Raw genomic sequence first — 16067 nt, 5'->3', positions numbered from 1 at the left:
TTTAATTACATAAATTAACACTTGTCAAAAAGTGAAAATTATGATTCCGAAGCCGCATAAAATCAGGGTTTCTTTGATTTTATTATGAAAATTTTTTTGTGCGTAAAACCTGTGGATAAGTTGGGTAAAATTGGGGTTTCAGGCTGCCTTTCAGTACACGACAAAACTTATGTAGGGTGCGTATCACGCACCAAATCATTCAAACAATCTGGAATTTTGGTGCGTAATACGCACCCTACATAAGTTTTGTCGTGTACTGTAAGGCTGCCTGAAATTATCCCCACAAAATTATCCACAAATAATAAAAAACTTTCAGGCTGCCTATTTTGTCTCAAAAAACAAAACAGGCAGCCTGAAAATCATTCAGAAATTAGTGGGTATGATTCAATTCTTTTGCCAAATACAACCATGTTTCCACGACCGTATCGGGGTTGAGCGACACGCTTTCAATGCCCTCTTCCACCAGCCATTTCGCAAAATCAGGGTGGTCAGATGGACCTTGACCGCAAATGCCCACATATTTATTTTGCTTACGGCAGGCTGAAATCGCCAAACTTAACATCACTTTCACCGCAGGATTGCGTTCGTCAAACGAAGCCGCGATTTGACCGCCACTGTCCCTGTCCACGCCCAAAGTGAGCTGGGTCATGTCGTTGGAGCCGATGGAGAAGCCGTCAAAATATTTCAAGAATTGTTCTGCCAACACCGCATTGCTTGGCAATTCGCACATCATGATTAAACGCAAACCGTTTTTGCCGCGTTCCAAACCATTTTCTTTCAAAATATGAATGACTTGTTCTGCTTCAGCCAACGTGCGTACAAATGGAATCATGATTTCCACATTGGTCAAACCCATGTCATCGCGCACACGCTTGAGCGCACGGCATTCCATTGCAAAACATTCTTTAAAACTTTCAGACACATAACGCGCCGCGCCACGGAAACCCAACATCGGATTTTCTTCGTGTGGCTCGTAAATGTCGCCGCCCACCAAACCAGCGTATTCATTGGATTTGAAATCAGACATACGCACAATCGCTTTTTTCGGGTAAACCGAAGCGGCTAAAGTCGCCACGCCTTCCGCGATTTTATCCACATAAAAATCAGTTGGCGAATCGTAACCTGCGATGCGGTCGCGGATATCGTCTTGCAAATCTTCGTCTAATTTATCAAAGTCCAACAAGGCTTGTGGGTGAATGCCAATTTGACGGTTAATAATAAATTCCATACGCGCCAAACCAATGCCTTCGCTCGGAATATTGGCAAAACTGAACGCCAATTCAGGGTTGCCCACATTCATCATGATTTTCACGGGTGATGGTGGCATATTGTCCAAGGCGATTTCTTCCACCGCCACATTCAGCAAACCATTGTAAATAAAGCCAGTATCGCCTTCCGCGCAAGACACGGTTACTTCTTGCCCATCAGCCAGCATTGCCGAAGCGTTGCCGCAACCCACCACAGCAGGAATGCCCAATTCACGCGCAATAATCGCCGCGTGGCAAGTGCGTCCGCCGCGATTGGTTACGATGGCGGCGGCGCGTTTCATCACGGGTTCCCAATCGGGGTCGGTCATGTCGGTAACGAGTACATCGCCTGCTTCCACCAAGTGCATTTCATGTGCGCCTTGCACCAAACGCACTTTGCCTTGCCCCACTTTTTGCCCAATTGCACGACCTTCGCACAACACTTTGCGTTCGCCCGTGATGGTGTAACGGCGCAAGCTATTTGATTGATTTTCTTGAGATTTAACTGTTTCAGGACGCGCTTGTAAAATATACAATTTGCCGTCCAAGCCATCACGACCCCACTCAATATCCATTGGGCGACCGTAATGTTCTTCAATAATCAAAGCGTATTTCGCCAATTCGGTGATTTCATCGTTGGTGATGGAGAATTTTTTGCGTTCTGCCACAGGCACATCTACTGTTTGAACGGATTTACCTGCTTGTGCGCTGTCGGTAAAGGTCATTTTGATGAGTTTTGAACCCAAAGTTTTGCGTAATACGGCGGGTTTGCCCGCGCGTAAAGTGGGTTTATGCACATAAAATTCATCGGGATTGACTGCGCCTTGCACCACCGTTTCGCCCAAACCGTAAGACGATGTGATGAACACCACGTCTTCAAAACCGCTTTCGGTGTCAATGGAGAACATCACGCCAGCCGCGCCACTATCCGAGCGCACCATGCGTTGAATGCCTGCGCTCAACGCCACCACATCATGCTCAAAACCTTTGTGTACACGATAAGAAATGGCGCGGTCATTGTACAAAGAAGCGAAAACGTGATGAATTGCCTCTTTCACATTGTCCAAGCCATGAATATTCAAAAACGTCTCTTGTTGCCCAGCAAACGATGCATCGGGCAAATCTTCCGCCGTAGCAGAAGAACGTACCGCCACAGAAATGTCCGCGCCATCGGCATCGGCGAGCATTTTGTTCCATGCGGTTTCAATTTCATCGTTTAATTGTTCTGGGAATGGTGTTTCCAAAATCCATTGGCGAATTTCTTTGCCCACACGCGCTAATTCTGCCACATCGTCCACATCTAAAGCCGCCAACGCCGCCGAAATGCGCTCATTCAAGCCTTCGTGTGCCAAAAAAGCGCGATAGGCTTCGGCGGTGGTGGCAAAGCCCCCTGGGACGCGCACGCCTTTTTCGGTGAGCTGGCTAATCATTTCGCCCAAAGAAGCGTTTTTACCGCCCACGCTTTCCACATCGGTCATGCGTAAGTTTTCAAACCAGATAACGTATTGAGACATTCTGCGTCCTTTCGTGTTTTGTAAAGATAAGGTTACAATGAAATTGGGTTTATTTTAGTCGTACTTGCTCAAATTGTCATGTTTTTTTGCGAAAAAAAATTTCAGGCTGCCTGAAAAATAAAGGTTTTTATTGATGTAGCGCAATGAAATTTTTTGTCATTTCATAGCTAATCATGCAAAGAATTGGGTTAATTTCAGATAAATTTATGGGATTTGTTAATATTATTATTTAAATTTTGCTGATTTTGGGGTAAATTTTGGCAAATTTGTAATAGAGTGTAATTTTTTAATTTTATCAAACAAAAATGGGGCGAATTTGGGAGATTCGCCCCATTTTTGTTTTCAGGCTGCCTTTCATTACGTGGCACATCCTACATTTCGTTGCACCCAAAAAAGGCAGCCTGAAAACCAAATTTCCCAAAAAATCAATACGCTAATTCGCCTGTGAACACAGTAAGCGCAGGTCCAGTCATCATCACATCGCTGCCCTCTTGCCAGCTAATGTACAAATCGCCGCCAGCCAATTCCACGCGTACCGCTTCGCCAGCTGCCAGCAAACCCCAACGCACACCCGACACCACCGCCGCACACGCACCCGTGCCACACGCCAAAGTTTCCCCTGTGCCGCGTTCAAATACGCGCAATTTAATATGTTGATTATCAACAATTTGCATAAAACCCACATTCACACGCTCAGGGAAACGCTGATGTTTTTGCAATGCCGTGCCCCAATCTTCCACAGGCGCATTCGCCACATCGTTTACCAACATCACCGCGTGCGGATTGCCCATGCTCAACAAACTCATTTCCGCGCTGTCTAAACCATTGACCACAATATAACTATTTGCGCCCACTTCTTCGCCAGAACGCAACACAAACGGCACTTCATCGGGCGTAAAACGCGGTTGCCCCATGTTTACCGTTACCAAACCATCTTCATTTAAACGCGGTTTGATAATGCCTTTGGCGGTTTCCACCACAATTTCGGATTTGTCGCTCAAACCTTGTTCGGTAACAAATTTAACAAAGCAACGTGCGCCATTGCCACATTGTTCCACTTCGCTGCCATCAGCGTTGAAAATGCGGTAGCGGAAATCCACGCCTGCGCTTTGGCTGGGTTCTACCAATAATAATTGGTCAAAGCCAATCCCTGTGTGGCGGTTTGCCCATTGCCGAATCAATTGTTCATCGGGCAAGAACGCTTGGCGCGTGCCATCTACCACCATGAAATCATTGCCCAAACCGTGCATTTTGCTGAATTTCAATATAGCCATGTTAAAATCTCCTATAAAATTTTGCGTATTTTAACGCAAATTTTCGTTTTCAGGCTGCCTTTTATATTTGGGTGGGCAATCCCAGTATTTTCCCCATTTAATCAAGCAGCTTTTCAGTACACGACCATTTTGACAAATACCCAAAATGTAGGGTGCGTACCACGCACCAAATCATTCAAATAATTGAAATTTCGGTGCGTAATACTGAAAGGCAGCCTGAAAACCAAAAAAACTGCCCAAAAACCCAGTTTCCCAGATTTTCAGGCAGCCTCTTCTTACAAGGTAATCAATTATTTGCTGCCAGCCACATCAGCAGGGGTAATTTCACCGCCTTTGTTACCCCAGCTATTCAATACATAGGTCAAAACATTGGCAACATCTTCATCTTTCAACGCCACTGCAGGCATTACGCTGTTGTATTCCTTGCCATTTACTGTGATTTTACCGCTTAAACCTTTGGTAATCGCATGAATACCGCGTTTCGGGTCTTCATTCAAATAATCAGAACCTGCCAACGGTGGGAATGCGCCTTCCACGCCTTTACCTTCTGCGCCATGACAAGCCATACAGTTAGCATTGTAAACCGTTTTACCTGCGGCAATACGCTCTTCTTTTGTACCCGCTTTGGGTGCGCCAGCTTGCACTTTAGCAGCTTCGCTCGCACTCAAAGGTACGGTTTGAATCGCCCCACCTTCAGATTGGTAAATATTGTCAGACAATTTGCCAGAGAAGATTTCTTTATTTTCTTCGCCTTCCGCTTTCAATTGACCCAATGCGCCTTTGTTAAAGGTACGGAAAATAGAGTGGTCAACCAAATTATAAGTTCCTGGAACGTCAATTTTGAAATCAACAATCGCCGCACCACCCGCAGGCACCAAAGTGGTTTGCACATTTTTGTTAATCAAATCGCCGCCTTCCACATAAACATTGTCAAAAATTTCGCCAATCACATGGAATGAAGACACCAAGTTTGGTCCACCATTGCCCACAAACAAGCGCACGGTTTCGCCCACTTTTGCTTTCAAAGCGTTGTCGCCCGCAATAGAGCCTACGCTGCCGTTAAATACCACATAATCAGGTTGTTCTTTGATGGCTTTTTCCATATCAAATGGTTGCAAGCCTTGTTCGCCGTATTTGCCTTTGGTGTAGAAATCGCCTTGTACCACATAGAATTCTTTGTCCACTTTGGGCAAGCCGCCTTTTGGTTCAACCAAAATCAAACCATACATACCATTAGCGATGTGCATGCCCACAGGTGCAGTGGCGCAATGGTAAATATACAAACCAGGTTGCAAGGCTTTGAAGCTGAAATTAGACACATGACCTGGTGCAGTAAATGAAGCTTCCGCACCGCCACCTGGACCTGTTGCACCATGGAAGTCAATATTATGTGGCACAGTAGAATCTGAACGGTTGGCAAATTCCACGTCCACAATATCACCCTCACGCACACGAATCATTTGCCCTGGTACTTGACCGCCGAATGTCCAGAATTTGTATTCCACGCCATCAGCCATGCGCATCACTTTTTCAGCCACTTCAATTTTCACTTTCACACGAGCGGCATGGTCGCGGTCAATCGGTGGCGGCGCGAGTGGTGCGTGTGTCATCACAGCGTCCACCACAGGCAATTCGCTGGCGGGTTTATCGGCTTCAGCCGATTTTTTGCTGTCGGCTGCGGGAGCGGATTTTTCGGTGGATTTTTCTGCTTTAGGTGCAGTTTGTTGTTGCGGCGCACAGGCGGCAATCGCAAAGCTGGAAGCAATCAATAAAGCAAGTGTACGCAGTTTCATGGTCGTATTCCTTGTGTTGAAGTTTATCTAATTCTTTAGTATTAGTCCAAACTATCTGAAGTAATTATTTTAATCTTAAAAATCAAATTCTCTCTTCAGGCAGCCTGAAAAATGGTTTGTTTTTGTATTGGCTGCCATTATGCGTTAAGATAAATTTACATGATTTGATAAAAATCAAATTTTCATAAAATATGAAACTTTAAGCGTTTCAGGCTGCCTGAAAATTTCATCAAGTAATTGAATAATAAAAATTATACTTTTACAAACTTTATGATATTTTTTCAACACACGCAATGCACGAGTCAAAAAACCCACAAATTTCCCAAAAAATCACTTTTCTTGTCTTATTTAGGATACCTTTTTTCAGGCTGCCGTGTTACAATCCTTAACATTCATTATTCATGAATGAAAAACCAAAAAAAATTTTTTTCAATAATATATTCTGGAGCACAAAAATGGGACAGTATAAAAAACTGTGGTACACTTTAATGTGTGTATTGACCCTAACTTTCGCGCTATTGGGTTATTTGGGCGTGGAAGTGTATCGCCAAGCCCCACCGTTCCCCGAACAATACGTTTCGGCAAGCGGTCAAACCGTGATGACCAAAGACGATATTTTGAAAGGTCAATCCGCATGGCAAAGCACGGGCGGTATGGAATTGGGTTCGGTTTTAGGTCATGGCGCATATCAAGCACCTGACTGGACAGCAGATTTTTTACACCGCGAATTGGTGGCGTGGCTGGATTTGACCGCGCAAGCCGAACACGGTAAAAAATTTGATGATTTGGACGTGGCGCAAAAAGCCACCATTCAAGCACGTTTGAAACAAGAATACCGTGAACAAAGCGGTGTGGACGCTTCAGGCAATGTGAAATTATCCGATACGCGTGTGAAAGCCATCGCGCAAGTTTCGCAATATTATGTGGATTTGTATGGCGATAAAGCGGAATTGAATCAAACCCGCGAATCTTTTGCCATGAAAACCAACACCTTGCCCGATGAGCAAGCGCGTAAACATTTGGCAAATTTCTTTTTCTGGACAGCGTGGTCGGCTTCGGCAAATCGCCCTGACAGCGTGGCAACTTATACCAATAACTGGCCACATGAGCCTTTGATTGACAATGTGCCAACCACGGAAAATGTGATGTGGTCGTTGGCTTCCATTGTGTTTTTGTTGGCTGGCGTGGGCTTTTTGGTGTGGGGCTACCATTTCATGCGTAGCCACGATGATGAGCCAAAAGTGCCTGAATCTGACCCATTGAGCAAAGTGGTTTTGACACCCTCACAAAAAGCTTTGTGGAAATATGCGGCTTTGACAGTGATTTTGTTTATTGTACAAATTTTGCTGGGTGGTTTGGTGGCGCACTATACGGTGGAAGGTCAAACGTTCTTTGGCATTGAATTGTCGCAAATTTTGCCGTATTCATTGGCGCGTACTTGGCATTTGCAGTCTGCCTTGTTCTGGATTGCAACGGGTTTCTTGACGGCTGGTTTGTTTGTTGCGCCGATTATTAACGGTGGTAAAGACCCGAAATTTCAAGCCTTGGGCGTGAATTTATTGTACATCGCATTGTTTATTGTGGTGGCGGGTTCGTATGCGGGTAATTTCACGTCTATCGTGTTGAATAAATTGTCTGGTAGCGCAAACTTCTGGTTTGGTCATCAGGGTTATGAATATTTGGATTTGGGTCGCTTCTGGCAAATCTTGTTGTATGTGGGTTTCCTATTGTGGCTGTTCCTGATGTTACGTTGTACGGTTTCTGCCTTTAAAAATGGCGGCGACAAAAACTTGTTGGCGATTTTCGTGGCGTCTATTGTGGGCGTGGGCATGTTCTATGGCCCTGGTTTATTCTACGGCGAACACACGACTTTGGCGGTAATGGAATACTGGCGTTGGTGGGTGGTGCATTTGTGGGTGGAAGGCTTCTTTGAAGTATTTGCTACTGCAGCATTGGCATTTATTTTCTACAATTTGGGTTTGGTGAGCTACAAATCGGCAACGGTGGCTTCTTTGGTTGCAGGCAGCCTGTTCTTGGTGGGTGGTGTACCAGGAACATTCCATCACTTGTATTTTTCAGGTACAACCACGCCCATCATGGCAGCAGGTGCATCATTCTCTGCTTTGGAAGTGGTACCCTTGATTTTGTTGGGTCATGAAGCATATGAACATTGGTCTCATCAACACGCTGCACCTTGGATGAAACGTTTGCGTTGGCCTTTGATGAGTTTTGTGGCTGTGGCGTTCTGGAATATGCTGGGCGCGGGCGTGTTTGGTTTCCTGATTAATCCGCCGATTTCCTTGTTCTACTTACAAGGTTTGAACACGACTGCGGTACACGCCCATGCGGCATTGTTTGGTGTGTATGGTTTCTTGGCATTGGGTTTTGTGTTGATGGTGGGTTGCTACATCAAACCGCATTACACTTACGATGAAAAACAAATGTCTTGGGGCTTTTGGTTGATGAACGCGGGTTTGGTAGGCATGATTATTTCCAGCTTGTTGCCCATTGGTGTTTATCAAGCGGCGGCTTCTATTACGCATGGTTTGTGGTATGCACGTAGCGAAGCGTTTATGCAACAAGGGCATTTGGAAGCCTTGCGCTGGTTGCGTACTTTGTCGGATTTAGTATTTATTGGCGGTGCGTGCTTGTTTGCATGGCAAGTAATTAAAATGTCTATCAGCAAAGACAAAGCAGCTTAATAATTTGATTGAATAATATTCAGGCAGCCTGAAAATGATTTTTCAGGCTGCCTGAACTATACCCCCAACCAAAAATCTCATTATTTCAAAAAAAATCATCAAAAAATCTCTCTAATTATCGTAAAACCATTTTCAGGCTGCCTGAAACGCGTTACCATTCCCCTTTTCATCATATTAACAAACGAGAAATATCATGCAATTCAACACCGAATTAATCCACACCGCCTACGACCACAACGACCACAATCGCGCACTCATGCCACCCATTTACCAAAACAGCATGTTTGCCATGCACGAAATCAACGAGCAAATTCCCTTTAAATATTCAAGACTTGCCAATCCCACCCGCAAAACTTTGGAAGACACCATCGCTACATTGGAAAAAGGCACGCACGGTTTCGCGTTTGCGAGTGGCATTGCGGGGATTGACGTGATTTTCCGCACTTTTTTGCGTCCAAATGACACGATTGTAGCGGTTAGTGATATTTACGGCGGCAGCTACGATTTATTGACCGAAGTTTATGCCCAATGGGGCGTGAATGTGATTTTCGCCGACTTAACCGACCCCAGCGCATTGGATAAAATTCTTGCTGAACAACAAGTTAAAATGCTGTGGCTGGAAACGCCGTCTAATCCACTTTTGCGTTTGGTGGACATCAAAACGCTCGCCGCTAAAGCCAAAGCACACGGCGCACTTGTGGGCATTGACAATACTTTTGCCACGCCTTATTTGCAAAATCCATTGGAAATGGGCTGTGATATTGTCTTTCATTCGGCAACCAAATATTTGGGTGGGCATTCGGACGTGTTGATTGGCGCGGCGGTGGTGAAAGATGAAAAATTAGCCACAGCATTAAATAATATGCTGGTCATGAGTGGTGCAATCGCAGGTCCTATGGATTGCTGGTTGGTGTTGCGCGGCATCAAAACGCTCGCCGTGCGCATGGAACGCCATTGCACCAACGCCCACGAATTAGCCAAACGCTTGCAAAATCACCCCGCAGTCGCTAAAGTATTCTACCCAGCCTTGCCCGACCACGAACACCATGAACTCGCCAAACAACAAATGCGTGGTTTTGGCGGTGTCGTGTCCATCTATTTGAAAAACAATACGATTGCTGCCGCCAACCAAGTCATCAAAAATTTAAAAATCATTAGCATGGCTTCCAGTTTGGGTGGCGTGGAAAGTTTAGTAAATCACAGTTACACGCAATCACATAGCGGTATGTCGCCGAGCGTGAAAGCCAGCTTGGGCATTGAAGAAGGCTTGTTGCGTTTTTCGGTAGGGATTGAAGATATTGACGATATTTATCAAGATATTGCGAATGCTTTGGATACTTTGAAATAAAGATTCAGGCAGCCTGAAAATCTTTCAGGCTGCCTATTTATATGCGCCAATGGTCGCGCGAATTTTGCAATAATTGGCTGGCTTCTTCCGCGCAACTATGCCCTGAATTCGCGGCAATTTTCAAATAGCGTTTGGCAATTTCATAATTTTTCGGCGCAAATTCGCCAAACCAATACATGCGCCCCACCAAATATGCCGCAAAAGGCTCATCTTCCGCGATTTGGGTTAGGCGTTCCACATCGCCGTTGTAATAGGCGGCAGTTTGGATTTCTTCATGCAATAAATTGCCTGTAGTGGCGGCTTGGCGATACAATTCACGCGCATATTCCTTATCCATCAATACGCCCGAACCTGTGCGGTAGCATTCGGCGAGATAATAGGCGGCAATCGGTGCGTTGTACCAAGGTGCGCTGGCAGCCTGAAAGAATAATTGTGCCGCTTGATTGTAGTCCACTTCATGCGGTGTCAGCGTGCGATATGGGCTGCTGGGCGGACGCAAATGGTTAAACGAGCCATTGCGATAATACAAGGCTAATGCTAAATTTGCCGCCAAAATGCCACCATCTTTAGCTTTTTGCATGTGGCTGAGTGCCAAAGTATCGCTTTGCTCCGTGCCTATGCCGTCAATGTGCGCCAACGCCAATTGATAATTCGCCAAAGGTAAACCACCATAGGCAGCCTGACGAAAACAGGTAACGGCTTTATCGGGGTGACTGCCCAAAATCCCATCTTCATGATATTCAAAACCCAATTCCAGCCACGCAAATGGAAAATGTTTTTCCGCCGCCTTTTGCAAACCATGAATGGCTTGCTGGGTTTTGCCCTGCTCCCGAAACCAAAAAGCCGCCGCAAACAGGCAAGCAGGATTGCCCTGCCGCGCATAATGTACCACCGCATGATGTAAATACTCATCAGAAATCTGATTGGGGTAAGGTGTGGTATTGCTTAATTGGCTGGGCTGAGTGCTGTCTTTTTCAGGCAACCAAATTTTTCCTACCGTGTGTTTACGGCTTAATAATTCGGTATGACGATGAATTTGTTTTTGGTCTAAAGTATTGCAATTGCAGAAATAACTTTTTTCTTCGCCTGTCGCGTCAATTTTGGTAAAAATATAATAATTGTTTAACTGGTCTTCTTCGGGCGAAACCAATACCGCACCAATTGGCGAGCCATCTTCATAATATAAAGTGTCCCAAACCCGCGCAATTTCCACTCTCGCCACGCGCCCTTGCTCCGCCACCAAATGCAGCACAATATCGCCCGCTTCTAACACCACCCGATTTTCATAATGCAAAGGATTTTGTTCAGAATCACGAATAGCGGAAAAGCGTTTGGAGTAATAAATGGGCGTAAATTGGCTGACTTGGGCATCAGAAATGTCCAAATCATTGTGAAAGAGATAAGGTGGAGCTTGGAAGGTAAACATTTATTTCTTTTATTTCTTTTTATTTCACACTTTTTAGGCTGCCTAAAATTTAGGGCAACACAGCCACATCATCTAAACCTGTGGTTTCAGCCAATTCAAACATCACATTCATATTTTGCACCGCTTGCCCAGCCGCACCTTTAACCAAATTGTCTTGTACACTCAAAAGTATCCACACATTGCCATCAAATTCGGGCGCGCGCTGCACCGCAATACGGCAAATATTTGCGCCACGCACACTGCGCGTTTCTGGGCTACTACCAATAGGCATAATGTCCACAAATGGACTATCGGCATAAAATTCCGTCAATAAATCATGCGGATTCACGCCATCGCGCAAATGCACATAAGTGGTTGCCAACATACCGCGTATCATCGGCGTGAGATGTGGCACAAAAATCAATTTGTCCGCAATACCTGTTTGCAATTCATTGATGGTTTGACGAATTTCGGGCAAATGTCTATGCCCAGCCACACCATACGCTTTGAAATTATCGCTGGCTTCACAAAACAGCGTGTTTACCGCCGCCTTACGCCCCGCACCCGACACGCCCGATTTGCAATCAGCAATAATTGGCATATCGGGTAACAAAGCTTGATTTTTCAATAAAGGAATCAAAGGCAAAGACACGCAAGTCGGATAGCAACCTGCATTTGCCACCAGCCGTGCGTTGCGAATTTGCTCACGGTTTAATTCACATAAACCATACACCGCTTCTGCCAACGCGTCCGCCGCCGTAAAAGGCAAACCGTACCATTTCTCCCAAGTAGGAATATCTTTAATACGAAAATCTGCCGACAAATCAATCACTTTTACACCAGCCGCCAACAGCGCAGGCGCATCACGCATCGCCACCCCATGTGGCGTGGCAAAAAAGACCACATCACATTGTTCCAATTGTGCATTTTCAGGATTTTGAAACACCAAATCATACACACCACGCAAATTCGGAAAATAATCCGCAATATGCACGCCCGCTTCACCACGACTGGTTACAGCGACTACATTCGCATTTGGGTGTCGCGCCAACAAACGGAGCAATTCCACCCCTGTGTAACCTGTTGCACCGACTATGCCTATATTCAATTTGTGCATGATTTTATTGTCCTTTTTATATAAAACGATGTGATGGCTGTTTTTCAGGCTGCCTTTTTTATGGAAAACAAAAAGGCAGCCTGAATAATGGGCTGGATTTAAAACTGTGTTCGTAAATAAAATGAATCTACTGATTTAATTTTTCTTCTTGCGCCAATTTGTATTCGCGCAACCATGCCAATGCGACGGCTTTTTCGTCTTCATTGCCATATTGCATTTTCATCATGGCGCGGCTGTAAGCGGCTTTTTCTTGCGCTTTTTGAATTTGAATTTGCTGGAAATCCGCCCGATTATTTGGCACAACGCGTTGATTTTGTTGCGCCTGTGCTTTTGCCATCGCTTGTGCGATTAAATGGGCGGGGTTAAACGCGGTTTTGCTGGTTTCGCTATTGGGCGTTGGCTGTTTATTTGCCGCTTCACGAGCGGCGAGTTTGGCTTGACGCGCTTCGTTTTCGCGTTGTTTACGCGCATTGTGTTGCTCATAGCGGCTTTGCGCGTGGTAGGCAGCCTGAAAACGCGGTTCATTGCTGACACGAATTTGGTCTGCCAAATAATGATTGCGCGGCAAAAATTCATCTGCCACATCAATCAGATAAATACAATCCACAGGGCAAGGTGCAACGCATAAACCACAACCTGTGCATTCGTCCGACAATACCGTGTGCATAAGTTTGGACGCACCCATAATCGCGTCCACAGGACAAGCACGAATACAGGCGGTACAACCTATGCACACCGTTTCATCTATCCATGCTAATGTTTTGGGCTGGATTTTTTCAGGCTGCTTGGGGGTGCGTTGCAGCACATTTGCCAAATCCAACATCACCACTTCACCGCCCGCCGCGCACAAATTCAATTCTGCTTCGCCCTTCACAAGTGCTTCGGCATAAGGCAGGCAGCCTGAAAAACCGCATTCACGGCATTGTGTTTGCGGTAATAATTGGTTAATTTGTTGAACATTTGGCATGGCGGTAAGGTGTATCAGGAATCTATCTTTATAAAGAATTAGATTGTATCAGAAATGTGCATTTTGTTATGAAAAAAGTGATGTTCTCTGTACATTACACAAACTTTCAGACCGCCTGATTTGTGTAAATTTTCGTTAAACTCGGCATAGGATTGATGTGGATTAACCACATTTTTGATTTGGATTTGTCAAAATAGGTCAAATAAGATTAAGATATTGCTGTTTTCAGGCAGCCTGAAACCCATTCACGGACCACCTGAAACTGAATGTAGTATATTTTTATCCAATCTATTTTTGAAAGCAATATCATGAATAAGCTCAAAGACTTTCTTATCTGGGGCGTAGTAGTGCTTGTGGGCGTGGCTTCGTTCACCACTTTAGCCATCAGCAGGGGCGAGCAAGTGAGCGTGATTTGGATGGTTACTGCCGCCATTTCTGTGTACGCTATCGCCTATCGTTATTACAGTCTCTACATCGCCAAAAACGTGATGCAGCTAGACCCCAATCGTTTAACCCCCGCAGAACGCCACAATGACGGTTTGGACTATGTGCCTACCCACAAAGGCGTGCTGTTTGGGCATCATTTTGCGGCGATTGCAGGCGCAGGTCCATTAGTCGGTCCTGTATTGGCGGCGCAGATGGGTTATTTACCAGGCACTTTGTGGATTATTTTCGGTGTGGTGTTTGCGGGGGCGGTGCAAGACATGATGGTCTTGTTTGTGTCCATGCGCCGAGACGGTAAATCTTTAGGCGATATTGTGAAACAAGAGCTTGGCACGGTTGCTGGCGTAATTGCGTCCATTGGTATTCTCATGATTATGGTGATTATCATGGCGGTGCTGGCATTGATTGTTGTGAAAGCCTTGGTACACAGCCCATGGGGAACCTTTACCATTGCCGCAACCATTCCAATTGCCCTGTTTATGGGTGTTTATACACGTTACATTCGCGTGGGCAAAATTGGCGAGATTTCCGTAGTCGGCTTTATTTTGCTGATGTGCGCGATTGTATTTGGCGAAAACGTGGCACACAGCGAATTTGGCAAATTATTTGATTTGGACGGCATTCAGCTCACATGGGCGATTATGATTTATGGCTTTGTGGCTGCTGTGTTACCTGTGTGGTTGTTGCTGACACCACGTGATTATTTGTCTACTTTTTTGAAAATTGGTACCATTTTTGCTTTGGCGATTGGCATTGTGATTGTGAATCCGACTTTGCAAATGCCAGCCGTAACCAAATTTATTGATGGCACAGGTCCTGTGTTTTCAGGCAGCCTGTTTCCATTTTTGTTTATTACCATTGCCTGTGGTGCGGTATCGGGTTTCCACGCCCTGATTGCTTCAGGCACAACACCGAAAATGGTGGAAAACGAAACCCATGTACGCATGATTGGTTATGGTGGCATGATTATGGAGAGTTTTGTAGCGATTATGGCGTTGGCTGCGGCTACTGCGCTTGACCCTGGTATTTATTTCGCTATGAACAGCCCAGCCGCATTAATTGGCACAGACGCTGCCACAGCCGCTAATGTGATTACCAACAAAATTGGTTTCCCTATTACCGAAACGGCTTTGTTGGATATGGCGAAAAATGTGGGTGAATCCACCATTTTGTCGCGTGCTGGCGGTGCGCCTACTTTGGCGGTCGGCATGGCGAACATCATGAGCCAACTGATTTCAGGGCCGGGCATGATGGCGTTTTGGTATCACTTTGCCCTGTTGTTTGAAGCCCTATTTATTTTGACGGCGGTGGACGCGGGGACACGCGTTGCCCGTTTCATGATTCAAGACTTGGGCAGCGTGTTCTACAAACCATTTGGTAACACAGACAGCTTGCCTGCCAACTTGATTGCGACATTTATGGCAGTGGCTTTGTGGGGTTATTTCTTGTACACGGGCGTAACCGACCCATTGGGCGGCATTAATTCGCTCTGGCCTTTGTTTGGCATTGCCAACCAAATGTTGGCGGGCGTGGCATTGATTATGTGCAGCGTGGTGCTGGTGAAAATGAAACGCGACAAATATGTGTGGGTAACATTGATTCCATCATGTGCGGTTTTATTTGTAACCTGTATTGCGGGCATGCAAAAATTATTCCACCCCGATGCCAAAATCAGCTTCTTGGCGCACGCCAATAAATACAGCGCGGCTTTGGCAAACGGCGAAGTGTTGAAACCCGCCAAAAACACCGATGAAATGGCACGTATTATTTTCAATGATTACATTAATTCGGGTTTGACCGTATTGTTTATGTCGGTGGTGGTGATTGTGGCGTTTTACGGCATTCGTGTTGCCCTGAAAGCGCGTAAAGTGGCTTGGGCTACGTCAAAAGAAGTCCCAGCCGTGTACCGCGACAACACGCAGCCTGCAACCGTGAGCTCAAACCATGAAGCCTAATTTAAACCTGAAAACACGTTTGGCACATTGGTGGAAAACCGCACGGCACACCGCCAATTTAATGGTGGGCGTACCCGATTATGCCAACTATGTCGCCCAACAACGCAAACACAACCCCAACGCCCCCGTGATGACCGAGCAGCAATTCCATGATTATTGCCGCAAACGCCGTTGCGGAGCGAATGGCGGACGGTGTTGTTGATTGATTTGAGTGGTCTTCAGGCAGCCTGAAAACAGGGAATAACCTTTTCAGGCTGCCTTCATGTTATGATTCCCTGTAGATAAATTTATTTTTAAACCG

General features: G+C 45.6%; 11 protein-coding genes. 5 read left to right on the top strand and 6 right to left on the bottom strand.

Features of this window, described 5'->3' with window-relative positions:
• The first annotated feature begins 84 nt into the window (after positions 1-84).
• On the top strand, positions 85-243 hold the full coding sequence (locus tag Q338_RS14315) for a hypothetical protein (protein WP_156961023.1): 159 nt from the start codon (positions 85-87) through the stop codon (positions 241-243).
• 127 nt (positions 244-370) lie between these two features.
• On the opposite strand, the gene ppsA is transcribed toward Q338_RS14315, so the two are convergent.
• The 3 genes from ppsA to nirK all read right to left on the bottom strand — a co-directional run bounded on the left by ppsA (position 371) and on the right by nirK (position 5828).
• Positions 371-2761 (bottom strand): phosphoenolpyruvate synthase, encoded by a 2391-nt coding sequence (ppsA, locus tag Q338_RS02580; RefSeq protein ID WP_034291669.1) that lies wholly within the window; start codon positions 2759-2761, stop codon positions 371-373.
• Between the two features lie 425 nt (positions 2762-3186).
• Entirely contained in the window at positions 3187-4035 is an 849-nt protein-coding gene (gene dapF / locus Q338_RS02575; RefSeq protein WP_034291667.1) for a diaminopimelate epimerase, read from the bottom strand.
• Between the two features lie 290 nt (positions 4036-4325).
• Positions 4326-5828, bottom strand: coding sequence for a copper-containing nitrite reductase (gene nirK / locus Q338_RS02570; protein WP_034291665.1), 1503 nt, complete (start codon positions 5826-5828; stop codon positions 4326-4328).
• A gap of 455 nt (positions 5829-6283) precedes the next feature.
• On the opposite strand from nirK, the gene Q338_RS02565 reads away from it, so the two are divergent.
• Both Q338_RS02565 and Q338_RS02560 read left to right on the top strand, forming a co-directional pair.
• A complete protein-coding gene (locus Q338_RS02565) occupies positions 6284-8530 on the top strand; it encodes a nitric-oxide reductase large subunit (protein WP_034291701.1) in 2247 nt (748 codons plus the stop codon).
• Between the two features lie 193 nt (positions 8531-8723).
• The gene (locus tag Q338_RS02560) at positions 8724-9878 is read left to right on the top strand and encodes a trans-sulfuration enzyme family protein (RefSeq protein ID WP_034291663.1); all 1155 of its coding nucleotides are present in this window, start codon (positions 8724-8726) and stop codon (positions 9876-9878) included.
• A gap of 37 nt (positions 9879-9915) precedes the next feature.
• On the opposite strand, the gene Q338_RS02555 is transcribed toward Q338_RS02560, so the two are convergent.
• The 3 genes from Q338_RS02555 to Q338_RS02545 all read right to left on the bottom strand — a co-directional run bounded on the left by Q338_RS02555 (position 9916) and on the right by Q338_RS02545 (position 13382).
• A complete protein-coding gene (locus Q338_RS02555; RefSeq protein ID WP_034291662.1) occupies positions 9916-11304 on the bottom strand; it encodes a tetratricopeptide repeat protein in 1389 nt (462 codons plus the stop codon).
• 49 nt (positions 11305-11353) lie between these two features.
• Positions 11354-12403 carry an N-acetyl-gamma-glutamyl-phosphate reductase gene (gene argC, locus Q338_RS02550; RefSeq protein WP_115723666.1) on the bottom strand — a complete coding sequence of 350 codons (1050 nt, stop codon included), beginning with the start codon at positions 12401-12403 and terminating at the stop codon, positions 11354-11356.
• Positions 12404-12527: 124 nt separating this feature from the next.
• On the bottom strand, positions 12528-13382 hold the full coding sequence (locus Q338_RS02545; RefSeq protein ID WP_342766992.1) for an RnfABCDGE type electron transport complex subunit B: 855 nt from the start codon (positions 13380-13382) through the stop codon (positions 12528-12530).
• A gap of 293 nt (positions 13383-13675) precedes the next feature.
• On the opposite strand from Q338_RS02545, the gene Q338_RS02540 reads away from it, so the two are divergent.
• The gene (locus Q338_RS02540) at positions 13676-15766 is read left to right on the top strand and encodes a carbon starvation CstA family protein (RefSeq protein ID WP_034291659.1); all 2091 of its coding nucleotides are present in this window, start codon (positions 13676-13678) and stop codon (positions 15764-15766) included.
• Complete coding sequence (locus tag Q338_RS02535) at positions 15756-15968, top strand: YbdD/YjiX family protein (protein WP_034291658.1); 213 nt, start codon at positions 15756-15758, stop codon at positions 15966-15968. The genes Q338_RS02540 and Q338_RS02535 overlap by 11 nt, the downstream gene beginning before the upstream one ends.
• Positions 15969-16067 lie beyond the last annotated feature (99 nt).

The organism is Alysiella crassa DSM 2578 (assembly GCF_000745955.1).
GTDB lineage: Bacteria > Pseudomonadota > Gammaproteobacteria > Burkholderiales > Neisseriaceae > Simonsiella > Simonsiella crassa.
The sequence above is the reverse complement of the archived record's forward strand: the minus strand, read 5'-3'. Positions and strand labels throughout refer to the sequence as shown.

What these genes read in the sequence shown, in the direction of transcription:
- dapF (WP_034291667.1), bottom strand. Translation starts at nt 4,035, where the DNA reads ATGGCTATATTGAAATTCAGCAAAATGCACGGTTTGGGCAATGATTTC.
- Q338_RS02560 (WP_034291663.1), top strand. Translation starts at nt 8,724, where the DNA reads ATGCAATTCAACACCGAATTAATCCACACCGCCTACGACCACAACGAC.
- nirK (WP_034291665.1), bottom strand. Translation starts at nt 5,828, where the DNA reads ATGAAACTGCGTACACTTGCTTTATTGATTGCTTCCAGCTTTGCGATT.
- Q338_RS02540 (WP_034291659.1), top strand. Translation starts at nt 13,676, where the DNA reads ATGAATAAGCTCAAAGACTTTCTTATCTGGGGCGTAGTAGTGCTTGTG.
- Q338_RS14315 (WP_156961023.1), top strand. Translation starts at nt 85, where the DNA reads ATGAAAATTTTTTTGTGCGTAAAACCTGTGGATAAGTTGGGTAAAATT.
- Q338_RS02535 (WP_034291658.1), top strand. Translation starts at nt 15,756, where the DNA reads ATGAAGCCTAATTTAAACCTGAAAACACGTTTGGCACATTGGTGGAAA.
- Q338_RS02565 (WP_034291701.1), top strand. Translation starts at nt 6,284, where the DNA reads ATGGGACAGTATAAAAAACTGTGGTACACTTTAATGTGTGTATTGACC.
- Q338_RS02555 (WP_034291662.1), bottom strand. Translation starts at nt 11,304, where the DNA reads ATGTTTACCTTCCAAGCTCCACCTTATCTCTTTCACAATGATTTGGAC.
- ppsA (WP_034291669.1), bottom strand. Translation starts at nt 2,761, where the DNA reads ATGTCTCAATACGTTATCTGGTTTGAAAACTTACGCATGACCGATGTG.